Source organism: Chitinimonas violaceus, from assembly GCF_052601015.1.
Map to the genome: position 1 here is coordinate 1 of NZ_JBQXDJ010000088.1, position 12,143 is coordinate 12,143.

11 protein-coding genes are annotated in these 12,143 nt (G+C 55.3%); 5 read left to right on the top strand and 6 right to left on the bottom strand.

The window, feature by feature from the left end:
* Window positions 1-365 precede the first annotated feature (365 nt).
* The 5 genes from ACUHMQ_RS18675 to ACUHMQ_RS18695 all read right to left on the bottom strand — a co-directional run bounded on the left by ACUHMQ_RS18675 (window position 366) and on the right by ACUHMQ_RS18695 (window position 4,115).
* Window positions 366-833 carry a DUF3429 domain-containing protein gene (locus ACUHMQ_RS18675; protein WP_445296969.1) on the bottom strand — a complete coding sequence of 156 codons (468 nt, stop codon included), beginning with the start codon at window positions 831-833 and terminating at the stop codon, window positions 366-368.
* 21 nt (window positions 834-854) lie between these two features.
* Complete coding sequence (locus ACUHMQ_RS18680) at window positions 855-1,838, bottom strand: NAD(P)/FAD-dependent oxidoreductase (protein WP_445296970.1); 984 nt, start codon at window positions 1,836-1,838, stop codon at window positions 855-857.
* A gap of 8 nt (window positions 1,839-1,846) precedes the next feature.
* Window positions 1,847-2,386 carry a glutathione peroxidase gene (locus ACUHMQ_RS18685; protein ID WP_445296971.1) on the bottom strand — a complete coding sequence of 180 codons (540 nt, stop codon included), beginning with the start codon at window positions 2,384-2,386 and terminating at the stop codon, window positions 1,847-1,849.
* An 83-nt stretch (window positions 2,387-2,469) separates the two neighbouring features.
* Window positions 2,470-3,228 carry an IclR family transcriptional regulator gene (locus tag ACUHMQ_RS18690; protein ID WP_445296972.1) on the bottom strand — a complete coding sequence of 253 codons (759 nt, stop codon included), beginning with the start codon at window positions 3,226-3,228 and terminating at the stop codon, window positions 2,470-2,472.
* Window positions 3,225-4,115, bottom strand: a complete 891-nt coding sequence (locus tag ACUHMQ_RS18695) for a DMT family transporter (protein WP_445296973.1) — start codon at window positions 4,113-4,115, stop codon at window positions 3,225-3,227. The genes ACUHMQ_RS18690 and ACUHMQ_RS18695 overlap by 4 nt, the downstream gene beginning before the upstream one ends.
* Before the next feature lie 157 nt (window positions 4,116-4,272).
* On the opposite strand from ACUHMQ_RS18695, the gene ACUHMQ_RS18700 reads away from it, so the two are divergent.
* From ACUHMQ_RS18700 to ACUHMQ_RS18720, 5 genes are all read left to right on the top strand, one after another.
* A complete protein-coding gene (locus ACUHMQ_RS18700) occupies window positions 4,273-5,451 on the top strand; it encodes an acyl-CoA dehydrogenase (RefSeq protein WP_445296974.1) in 1,179 nt (392 codons plus the stop codon).
* Window positions 5,452-5,536: 85 nt separating this feature from the next.
* Window positions 5,537-6,688: a CaiB/BaiF CoA transferase family protein gene (locus ACUHMQ_RS18705; protein WP_445296975.1), complete on the top strand. Its 1,152-nt coding sequence runs from the start codon at window positions 5,537-5,539 to the stop codon at window positions 6,686-6,688.
* A 61-nt stretch (window positions 6,689-6,749) separates the two neighbouring features.
* Window positions 6,750-8,096: a glutamine synthetase family protein gene (locus ACUHMQ_RS18710; RefSeq protein WP_445296976.1), complete on the top strand. Its 1,347-nt coding sequence runs from the start codon at window positions 6,750-6,752 to the stop codon at window positions 8,094-8,096.
* A gap of 187 nt (window positions 8,097-8,283) precedes the next feature.
* Window positions 8,284-9,822: an MBOAT family O-acyltransferase gene (locus tag ACUHMQ_RS18715; RefSeq protein ID WP_445296977.1), complete on the top strand. Its 1,539-nt coding sequence runs from the start codon at window positions 8,284-8,286 to the stop codon at window positions 9,820-9,822.
* Between the two features lie 242 nt (window positions 9,823-10,064).
* On the top strand, window positions 10,065-11,165 hold the full coding sequence (locus tag ACUHMQ_RS18720; RefSeq protein ID WP_445296978.1) for an alginate O-acetyltransferase AlgX-related protein: 1,101 nt from the start codon (window positions 10,065-10,067) through the stop codon (window positions 11,163-11,165).
* 60 nt (window positions 11,166-11,225) lie between these two features.
* Here the strand turns inward: ACUHMQ_RS18720 and ACUHMQ_RS18725 are convergent, their stop codons facing one another.
* A complete protein-coding gene (locus ACUHMQ_RS18725) occupies window positions 11,226-11,729 on the bottom strand; it encodes an InvB/SpaK family type III secretion system chaperone (RefSeq protein ID WP_445296979.1) in 504 nt (167 codons plus the stop codon).
* Between the last annotated feature and the right edge of the window lie 414 nt (window positions 11,730-12,143).

The window sequence follows — 12,143 nt, forward strand, 5'->3', positions numbered from 1 at the left end:
GGCACTTTCCAGCAGTGGGCGAATGGTTTCAAATTGTTCGCGACTGACGTCGCTGGGGTAAGCGGTTCTCATTGGGCAAGCATCGCCGGTTTGGGGCTAGATGAAAAGACTTTGAACAGGTTCTAAGAACCCGCTTACGATCTTGCTGCGCAGCCATGATCAGGGCACATGTACTGCATTGCACCCCGCTGACACCTGCTCGTGAAAGAGCTTGAACTAATTCTTAGAACCTCTTCAAAGTCTCGCGAGCTAGAGCGAGACAAGGCGAAAACAGCTGAGGAAGCGGAGTTTACTTGTGGTAAATGAGCATTCCGAGGGTGCTTTCAACGCCGTATCGCTGACGCGCAGCAGACTTTGAATAGGTTCTAACGTGGCAACAACGCCGACCCTATAACCAATGCAATCACCACCCCCACGGTCAGCAACCGCCGCAGATGCATGAGCCAGCCGGGAAATACCCTGGGGTAGCTGAAGTAGAGTGCATAGTCGGCAAGGCTTTGCGCCATGAAGCCGGCCATCAGCAACGCCATTCCTCTGCTAGTCGGCAGCAACAGAGACACCCAACCCACAAGCGCCGCCAAAGTGGAAACCGTATACACGCGGTGAACCGGCGTGCCGGATGGTGCATGAACAGCCAACCCCCACCAGATCGCACCCGTAAACGTCAGTATCATGGCCCCGTAGATTACAAGCGCATTCAATGGCACCAATGGATGGTGCGCCAAACCCAACGCGGCAACAGCCAGACATACATAGAACGGTACAAGCCCAGCAACACCGAGCCAAAGCGCACTTGGTGGTATCGGCGTCCGGACTTCACTCGGGGTAGTCATGGTGGCTCCCATTAGCTTTAATTACGTGGATAACATCTTCTCGGCTAACTGAAAGCCGGAATCCCACGCACCTTCGACACGCGAGCCATTGATCCAGTCACCCGCCAACCCCAGCGTACCGCTGGCATCCATCAGGCATCCCACATTCATGGGGTTGTCCGCCTGCGCGTACAGCCAGCGATGAGCGCTCAGCTCCTCCACGCCAATTTGTATACCAGCAAGATTGCGGAACGCTGCCAGCAAAGCATTGCTGACATTGCCTTCCTTCTCATTGACATGCGCTTGCGACCAACTCGGGCTACCGTGCAATACCCAGGCTTCGCCGGCTGGCCTGCCCGGTTTGCTGGAATCCCGCGCTACCCAGCTCAAGGGGCCTTGGTTAACGAAACAACCTGCGAAGTCCAAATTGATAGGCTCAGAAAAACGGGTCATGACCGCCCAGGCTGGAGACATGATCACCCCGGCAATGGTGGCCTGCAGTTCTGGCATATTTTCCAGTAACGCCGCGGACTGAGGGGCGGGCAAAGCCAACACGAGTCTACGGCAGGCCGCTGTCTCACCGTTTTCAAAATCCAGGCGCCAGCCATCTCCCTCCCGGTCAAAGCCAATGAGCTTATGCTGGGCAAAGAAATTCAACTCACCCAAGAGATATCGGCACAGACCACTCATGCCCGGCTCAGCAACATAGCGGGTCTTGCCGTCCGCATCTTCGAACTTGGTGCCATCCCAGGCAACTATCCGGCCCTTCCATTCGGTCACAACGCCCGCCGCCTGCCATTGCGCAACAACCTCATGGAACGTTGGCAGGTGAGCCGTGAAGTACTGTGCGCCATGGTCAAAACTGGCGAACTCGCCACGACGGGTTGCCATACGGCCCCCTGCGCTTCGGGCCTTGTCGAATATGGCCACGTTCAAGCCCGCCTGGGTAAGCGCATTTGCACAACTCAAGCCGGCGATCCCAGCGCCGATCACTGCTACGTCCAGTACATGCAAGGGCGTCATCATCCATTCACTTAGTTGGGTTTAAGCATAGGTTTAAGCTTATCCATCACCTCGGCCCCGTCAGGCTCGATAGATGAAGGAAAGGAGTAAATCGTATTGCCATCAGGGGCAATCAGATACTTCTGGAAATTCCACTTGGGTACCCGGCCAGTCGCCTGCGCCAAGGCTTTGAAGAAGGGATTTGCCCCGTCACCCGTCACACTGCTGGCTTCTGCCATTGGGAATTCGATAAAGTAGGTCAGCCGGCAAAAGTCGCCAATCTCCTTGTTGCTCGCCAGCTCCTGTTTGAAATCATTGCTGGGAAACCCCACCACCATCAAGCCCTGTTCCTTGTACTGCTTGTACATGGCCTCAAGCGCAGCAAACTGGCGTGTATAACCACATTTGCTCGCCGTATTCACCACCAGAATCGGCTTACCCGCCATGCCACACAGATTGAGCGGCTGCCCCTGCAGAGTCTTGAACTCATGCTTGAGCAACGCCGGGCAATCGCCAGCAAAGGCAATGGTGGTTGCCATCAGCAGCACGATGCAGAAACTCAAACGCAGCACGGCGACACTCCCATTCAACGCTAACCCGAACATCAGCACTGGCCCCGATTGTGTAAACGATTTGGCCACTCAGCAACAGACAATCATTCCACAGAAAGTTGCGCCGCCAACGCAACTACCTTCGGGGCGATCTCCTCGGCCCAGCGCGCCGGTGTCAACCGATAGGCCGGACCACTACAATTAATGGCCATCAACGGCGAACCGCCCACAATAGGCACCGCCACCGCATGAATATCAGGCTCGAATTCACCATAGGATGCGCAAAAGCCATTTGCCTGAAAAGCCGCTCGCTCGGCACGTATACGCTTAGCCAAAGGCGGCCAGCGCGAGCCATACTCCTCGGCCAGCTGGTCTTCCAAGGCATTTTGTTCAGAGACCGGCAATACAGCAAAGAGTGCCCGGCCAATTGCAGTCGTCGCCAAGGGCACGCTGGACCCGACCTCTAGGCGAATACCGACACGCGTAGGTGCCCGGCAGGTTTCCACATATACCACCCGCGTGCCTTGCCGCACACCCAGCGTCACCGATAGACCGGTTTCCTGCGACAACCTGCGCATCGGCTCCCGCGCCCGCTCGCGCAGGTCCAACCCTGCCAGCGCCGCGAAACCCAAGGTAAGCACTGCCGGGGCTGGATGATACTTGCCCGCTTCGTCCTGGCTGAGGTAACCCAGCCGGCAAAGCGTGTACGTGAGCCGCGATACGGTGGATTTGGGCAAATGACAACGCTGGGCAAGCTCGGTATTACCCAGCGCCCTGTCGCCAGCCTTGAAAGCCGCCAAAACCTCCAAACCACGCGCCAGCGCTGTCACGAACAAACGATCGGTATCAGCGTTGTCGGTCATGCTGCACGGCCTTTGGGTTCGATAATCACGAGGCCGATACCGGCAACCAGCAACCCGGACCCTAGCCAGAAGGCCTGATCAGGCACTTCGTTAAACGCAAGCCACCCAACCAGTGGGCTGAACAGCAGTAGTGAAAAACTGCCGGCCTCTACCGCGCTGGCGTCGCCTACTTTGTAAGCCTGGATGTAAGCAAAATAGACACCCATGGTCGTCAAACCCAATGCGGGCAACAGATACCAGAGCTCCTGCGGCGGCATAGGAATGCTGAATCCGCACAGGATGCCAAATACCGCCCAGTTGGTCACATAACTCCACCAGACGATGGTGACTGAAGGCTCCGTACTGCCCATCTTCTTCAGAACCACGCCCAGGCCAGCCTCCGACAATGCACATAGCAATGCCACCAGCGCGGCTGGTTGAAACGCCGCCGCACCTGGCTGCAGAATGGCCAGCACCCCACAAAAGCCTACCGCCACGCCGGCCCAACGCAGCCAGTGCGCTTTTTCGCCCAACAGGAATACCCCAAGCGGCAGCATGAATAGCGATGCCGTCATCAGGTAGGCATTGGTTTCGGCCAGCGGCAAACGCGTTACCGCATAGGCCGCGCAATACGATGAGGTCGCAATAAACACGCTCCGCACCAGATGCAGGCGCGGATGCCGGGTGACGATGCTGCGGCCACGTGTCCACAACGCCACTGGCAACAACATCAGCAGCACGATGTTGGCACGGAGGAAGACCAGCTGCTCGGCTGTGTAGTCGTACCGGCCGAACTGTTTGGTAGTGGCATTCATCAGCGCCCAACTGGCCATCGCCAACACCACGAAGCCCACGCCACGGGTATTGCCTGAAAGTGTCGTCCAGCGGGTACGTAGGTGAGTAAGCATGAGGAAACTCTGAATCACAGGGTAGGTGACTTTACACCAGCAGGGCGACTCGGTAATCTGTTTCGCATTGCAGAATTATGTTCCGCAATGCGGAACAATACAAATCAGGCGCGTCGACCGACATCGCACGCTCCCCCAGCAAAGAATGGAGATCGAGATGGCCAAACCACATTTTCAATGGGACGACGCGTTGCTTTTGGACGAACAGCTCAACGACGATGAACGCATGATCCGCGACGCAGCGCGTGACTATTGTCAGGGCCGGCTGATGACCCGCGTGCTGGAGGCCAATCGCCATGAGCGGTTCGATCGCGAAATCATGAACGAGCTGGGGGAATTGGGCCTCTTGGGTTCCACCATAGAAGGCTATGGATGTGCCGGTGCGAGCTATGTGTCGTATGGTCTGGTCGCACGTGAGGTGGAGCGGGTCGATAGTGGTTACCGTTCGGCAATGAGCGTGCAATCAAGCCTCGTGATGTACCCCATCTACGCCTACGGCAGCGAAGAACAGAAACAGAAGTACCTGCCCAAACTCGCTACAGGAGAATGGGTGGGGTGCTTTGGTTTGACCGAGCCCAACCACGGGTCCGACCCTGGCAGCATGATCACCCGTGCCCGCAGCGTGGAAGGCGGTTATCGCCTCAGCGGCGCCAAGATGTGGATCACCAACTCACCGATCGCTGATGTCTTCGTAGTCTGGGCCAAGACTGACGATGGCGAGATTCGTGGTTTCGTACTAGAAAAGGGCATGAAAGGGCTCAGCGCGCCAAAGATCGAGGGCAAGTTCTCGCTGCGCGCCTCCATTACCGGTGAAATCGTCATGGACGATGTTTTCGTACCGGCAGAGAACATGTTCCCAGAGGTCAAAGGCTTGAAAGGCCCATTTGGCTGTCTGAATAAGGCACGCTATGGCATCGCCTGGGGTGCTATGGGCGCGGCGGAGTTCTGCTGGCATGCAGCCCGCCAATACACGCTGGACCGCAACCAGTTTGGCCGCCCGCTCGCCGCCAACCAGATCATCCAGCTGAAGCTGGCCAATATGCAGACGGAAATCACGCTCGGCCTGCAATCGGCGCTGCGTGTAGGCCGCTTGATGGATGAGCAGCGCGCCGCGCCCGAGATGATCAGCCTGATCAAGCGCAACAACTGCGGCAAGGCGTTGGACATTGCCCGCATGAGCCGCGACATGCACGGCGGCAATGGTATCAGCGACGAATTCCACGTCATCCGTCATGTCATGAACCTCGAAGCCGTCAACACCTATGAAGGTACTCATGATGTGCATGCGCTCATCCTGGGTCGGGCGCAGACAGGTATTGCTGCATTTGGCGCTTAATGTACGGCATCAGCAGGCGCACAGACCTCGCCGAAATACGGGCTAGTCTGTGCGCCTTGCCGACACCGTGGTGAAAGGTTCTCGCATGTCCGCACTCTCCCATCTTCGCGTTCTCGATCTTTCCCGCGTGCTGGCTGGCCCCTGGGCTACACAGCAATTGGCAGACATGGGCGCGGAGGTCATCAAGATTGAAAAGCCAGAAGGGGGTGACGATACCCGCGGCTGGGGGCCGCCCTTCCTAAAAGACCGTGACGGCAAGGCCACGCGCGAATCGGCTTATTTCATTTGTGCCAATCGCGGCAAGAAATCGGTCGCCATCGATATGGCCACCCCTACAGGCCAAGCGCAGATACGTGCGCTGGCCAAAAGCTGCGATGTGGTGGTGGAAAACTTCAAGGTCGGCGGGCTGAAGAAATATGGCCTGGACTACGAAGCACTAGCCGCCATCAAACCCGATCTTGTCTATTGCTCGATTACCGGTTTTGGTCAGGCAGGCCCGCGTGCGGACCAGGCCGGCTATGACTTTATGATCCAGGGCTTGGGCGGTCTGATGAGCATTACCGGCGCACCCGATGGCGAACCACAGAAGGTGGGCGTGGCGGTAACCGACCTATTCACCGGTATGTACGCCACGGTCGCCATCCTCGCGGCCTTGTCCCATCGCGACCGTACCGGAGAAGGCCAGTATATCGACCTTGCACTGTTCGACTGCCAATTGGCGATGTTGGCCAATGTCGCCAGCAACTATCTGGTTGGCGATGTGCAACCTCCGCGCTACGGCAACGCCCACGCCAATATCGTGCCCTACCAAGCTTTCGAAACCCGCGACGGCCATGTGATTGTCGCCGTCGGCAACGACAGCCAGTTCGCCCGTTTTTCTGAGCTATGCGGCCACGCCGAATGGGCGGCCGATGAGCGTTTTTCCACCAACAAAGCCCGGGTAGTGAATCGTGCAACGCTGATTCCATTGATTACCGCTGCCTTGAAAACCCAGTCACGCAGCCATTGGATCAGCAATATGGAAGAGTCAGGCATCCCTGGCGGGCCGATCAACACCATCCCCGAAGCATTGGCCGAGTCCCAAGCGCAGGTACGACAGATGGTGGCGGATATTCCCCATCCTGCCGGCAGCGTACGCATGGTTGCCAACCCCATCCGGTTTTCACGCACACCCATTCTGTACCACGCAGCACCCCCTACCCTGGGTCAGCATACTGATGAGGTACTGACAAAATGAATCCGCCAATGGCGTACCTTATCCCAGCCAACCACAGTGTGGCACAGACAGAGAGACAGCCATGAAACAGCACGACCCCATTACCACTTTTATCAACCAGCATGGCATCCGCGAAGTGGAATGCCTGGTCGCCGATATCAATGGCGTACCACGTGGCAAGACCATGCCGGCCAAGGCATTTGCCAATGGCCAGGAGCTACGCTTGTGCAGGGCGGTTGCGATTCATACCGTCACTGGCGACTGGGCCGACTATCGCTTCTCCGGCGAAGGCGACCCGGATATGAAGCTGTTGCCGCTCTACGACACGCTGAAACCCGTGCCCTGGGCCGGCAAACCACGCGCACTGGCGTTACATGACTGTGAAGACCTGGATGGTAAACCCACCCCTATCGCCAGCCGCAATGTGTTGAAGCAGGTGCTCGCCCGGTATGCAGAACATGGCTGGCAACCCGTCGTAGCGCCGGAATTGGAGTTCTATGTTTTCGCACCCAATGTCGACCCTAACGACCCCTTCGAAGCACCGGACAAAGGCAATGGCCGCCGGGAAGATGGTCAGCAAGGCTTCAGCCTGGGTGGGCTGAACGACCTCGGTCCATTCTGGGATGATGTCTACAGCGCACTGGAGACACTGGGTATCGTGGGAGATACCTTCGTTCACGAACTTGGCCCAAGCCAGTACGAGATCAACCTCGTTCACGGCGACGCCTTGAAACTGGCCGACCAGACCTTTCTGTTCAAATACGCCTTACGCGAAGTGGGTTACAAACATGGCTTGCAGGTGGTCTTCATGGCCAAGCCCCTGGCTGGGCAACCCGGCAGTTCCATGCACATCCACCAAAGCGTAGTGGATGACAAAGGGCACAATATCTTCAGCAACGCCAACGGTGAACCGACGGAACTGTTCTCCTGCTTCATTGCCGGCCAGCAAGCCTTGATTCCGGAACTGGTGCCACTGCTCTGCCCGCATGTGAACAGTTACCGCCGTTTTGCCAAGCATATGGCAGCTCCTGTTAACCTGAGTTGGGGGCACGATAACCGCTCGGTCGGCATCCGCATCCCTCGCTCGAACGCCACTGCACGCCGGGTTGAAAACCGTATCGCCGGTTGCGACGCCAACCCCTACCTTGCCTTGGCCGCAAGCCTCGTGGCCGGGTTATATGGCATGACAGACAAACTGCAGCCGTGTGCCGAAGCGATAGGTACCGTGTTCAACCAGGAAGACACTGGACCAGAACTACCGCGTACATTGGAAAGCGCTTTGATTGCCATGCAAAGCAGCCAGCGGGTACGTAGCCTGCTGGGTGATGAATTCATTGATGCTTTTGTGGCAGTCAAAGAAGTGGAGCTGGATAGCTACCTCAGTGAAGTCAGCCCGTGGGAGCGGCGCTTCCTGGCCCCCTTAGCCTGATTCAGGCTCACACAGAAACGGCGTTCAAATGAACGCCGTTTTCCATTGGGACACATTGCATACTGGTTTTCGGGCCGCAGTAAGCAGCGGCATTTTGGTACTATGCCGAGCGCATTGAGCACGTAGAATTCTATTGCCGCTCGCCATCCTCCCTGCCTAGCAAATAGCTCGCCCTCATCAAACACGCATGCTGTTCAATTCCTACGTCTTTATTTTTGTATTCCTGCCCATCGTGCTCGGTGGTTTTTATATTATCGGGCAACGTAGCCACCAATTTGCCTCGGTGTGGCTTGCTGCAGCATCGCTGTTTTTTTATGGCTGGTGGGATTCACGTTTCGTAGGGTTGCTGCTGGCATCCATTGCATTCAACTACTGCGCCGGCTACGTCATCACTCTCTGGTCGGAACGCAGCAAACGCCAACAGAAATGGCTGCTAGGGTTAGCTATCGCTGTTAACCTGGCACTACTGGCCTACTTCAAATACGCCAACTTTTTCGTCAGCAATCTTGCGGCACTGACAGGTACAACCTTGTCGATCGGTGAAGTATTGTTGCCGCTCGGGATTTCCTTTTACACCTTTACCCAAATTGCTTTTCTGGTCGACACCTATCAAGGCAAGGTCAAGGAATACCGGTTCATTCATTACACACTGTTCATCACTTACTTCCCCCACCTTATCGCGGGGCCGGTGCTGCATCACAAAGAGATGATGCCGCAGTTCGCAAGGCCGACCACTTGCCAGCTCAACTGGGACAACATCGCTACCGGCCTCACCATTTTTCTGTTTGGCCTGGGCAAGAAAGTATTGATCGCCGACAAGCTAGCTGAATATGCAACGCCCGTATTTCACGCTGTAGCACAAGGCGGCCAACCGATGTTGCTGGAAAGTTGGATAGGCGTACTGGCCTACACCATGCAGCTTTATTTCGATTTTTCGGCCTACTCCGATATGGCTATCGGCATCTCGCTGCTTTTTAATGTCCAGCTACCCATCAATTTCAATTCGCCTTACAAGTCCACCAGCATTATCGAGTTCTGGCGACGCTGGCATATGACGCTGTCGCGGTTTCTGCGCGACTATCTTTACATCCCGTTAGGGGGAAATCAGAACGGGGCAGCCAGCCGCTATCTGAATCTGATGATCACCATGCTGCTTGGCGGCTTATGGCATGGCGCTGGCTGGACCTTTGTGATCTGGGGCGGGTTACATGGCTGCTACCTGCTGATCAACCATGCATGGCGGGCAACACAAGTAAAACTGGGCTGGGCAAACCCAGGGCGGTTAGCGACTTTTGCCGGCGGTGTGCTGACTTTCCTGGCGGTCGTGGTCGGCTGGGTGTTTTTCCGGGCAGACAGCGCCAGCAGTGCAGTAAACCTTTTACAGGGTATGGCTGGTCTGAATGGGATATCGCTTGCCCCAGAACTTGCTGTAAGCAAACTAGGAAACAGCCTTGCGGCGCTTGGCACGCAGTTCCAGGGGGCAATGCCTTTGACCGAACTCAACCCGCGTAAAGCCTTCAATATCATTCTGGTTGCGATGCTGATCGCCTTTTGCATGCCGAATGTACAGGAAATCGTTCAAACTCCGGCGGCAGAACGTAAAGGCTTGCTACGATACTTGGCTTGGCGACCGAACTGGGCTTACGCGTCAGTTCTGCTGATCGTCACTTATTTTGTTCTGGCCAATCTGCATCGCCAGTCCGAGTTTCTGTACTTTCAGTTCTAGGAGCCTGCTTAACGATCTGTCACGAGCAGCTGTCAGCAGGGTGAAGCGCAGCACAGAAACCGGAATGTACTTGGGTACATGAGGCTGCGAACTTCTTGGTGCGATAGCACCTTAGCAGCTCGGCGTCCCCCTTGCGGGGGCTTTCGAGCAGCACATGAGCCCTGATCACTGCTGCGCAGCAGGATCGTAAACAGGTTCCAGGTCCACTGTTTTAAGCCCATGTCCCATTCGGCTGGTTAATCATGCACCGTCTATTTGCTCCACTGTCTCCTAGAAAATTCAGCCTGATCCTGGTCATCCCCATGATAGTGCTTGCGCTTGTTGGCTCTATTGCGGGCTATGTATTCAAACCCCTGCAAGGTGATTTGACGCGGTTGGCTCAATTGCCAGAGTCAGACTTTGGCCCGCAGCAAGCGCAACCCTCTATATCCAATAAGTGGCAGGTCAATACACCAATCGCACAGGCCGATATGCTGATCATCGGTGACTCGTTTTCAATGGGCCATGAGTGGCAAAGCCGTATACAGGAACGAGGGATAAAAACAGCAACTGTGCATTGGGACAGCCTGAGAAGCTGTGATCGCCGCAATGCCAGCTATGGCGATTTCCTGGTACGTCTAATTCGCGAATCCGGTTTCAAAGGCCGCTACATTATGCTGGAAAGCGTAGAACGCGAATTTGAGCAGCGCATGCAATTGCGTTGTGACCGAGTGACTGCTACCCCAGCTAATTTAAGTCTCAGTGGATACAGCGCCGCTGCCAGCAAACCAGAAATATTAGGATGGGGATGGGTATATAAAGCGCTTTGGCACAAGCTGGTTTTACAACGTAAACCACAGGAAAAGACGTTTGGCGGTGCCAAGGTAGTTGCAATGGCCGGCTGCAACCTATTCTCAAACCTGCGCTGTGACTATGGCTTGTTCTACAAGAATGACTTTCGTAAACCCAGCTTCACCAGTGCACAGCAAGTGGCTGCAATCGACGCCCGGCTTCGCGAGCTGAATGTTCAGCCCTTATGGCTAATCATCCCCGATAAATCAACGGCCTACCTGGGGTACGGGGTTAACAACGAACAGCCCTACGTCAATATATGGCAAACCCTGGCGCAACAAACCACCGTCAAGTCACTCGACCTTGGTGAGCTTTTGCGCCAACAAAGCCATCAGCAACGCGATCTATATCTGCCCAACAATACACACCTGGGTAATGCTGGCTATTTATATCTGGGTGATCTTGTGTTGCAAGTTTTGCCATCGCTAACAAGAACCGGTTCAAAGTCTCGCGAGCTAGAACGAGACAAGGCAAAAACAGCCGAGGAAGCGGAGTTTACAAGTGGTAAATGAGCATTCCGAGGGTGTTCTTAACGCCGTATCGCTGACGCGCAGCAGACTTTGAACAGGTTCTTACAACCAATTGATGCGCTTATCCGCCGCCGTATCGCTTCCTGCATGCTGTGCACCAGCACCAGCCAATATCTGGCACAACGCTTCAAGACGGCCTTGAAATTGCTCGATAACATTTGCGAGCCCATTATCTCGCTTTAGGCAGGTGGGGCTGACCAATGCTTTGAGCTCATATCCCTCCTGGCCTTTGCCCAGCACTAGCTGCCCCGTCTCAACATCCTCCACAGCGATAACGAGAAACGAGAGTACTGCCACCGCGCGCTGCATTACGCACTCCTCACTCAAGTCAGCCAGCGCGCTCCATACCCATAGCCTGTCATTCTCAATCGATACCTGGATGTCCGGCAGACCATCCACTTCAACAGTGATACTGGCTTGCTGATCAAAGTCATTCAGCTTGTTCGCAGGGCAACCAAGATCCACCAAAGCTTCACGAACGATATCCGTTAAACTTTTTGCAGAAGCCTGAGAAAACGACAACGGATCGTAAAATGCATTGCTCATTTATCTAAACTGCCTGAAATTTTCATTAAAGGGCCAATTGCTCTCGTAGCCTTTGCATAAGCTCAGAAAAGCTGGGCATATTTCAAAAGTATGCACAGGATGATAGTGCATTTACCTACACGACAGCTTTCGTTTCCTGCCTTTACCAGGAATGCTTTTCTGCCGACCTAATTTCAATGTGCGATTAAGAACCTGCTCAAAGATCGTAAACAGGTTCTTCGGCTGGAATAGCTTTTATTGCTGCCCCTTTGCCGCCCTTCCTGCTCTACCTACCTATCAAATCCATCAGTGAATCCCCCCGGTTTTCGTGGAGGCTCAGTTGTTAGAGACAGGCGAACTGTGCCTGCTCGTTTAGCTGTCGGTAATAAGCTGTCTCCGCTTCTGCTGGTGGCACGTAGCCGATTGAGCTTAGTA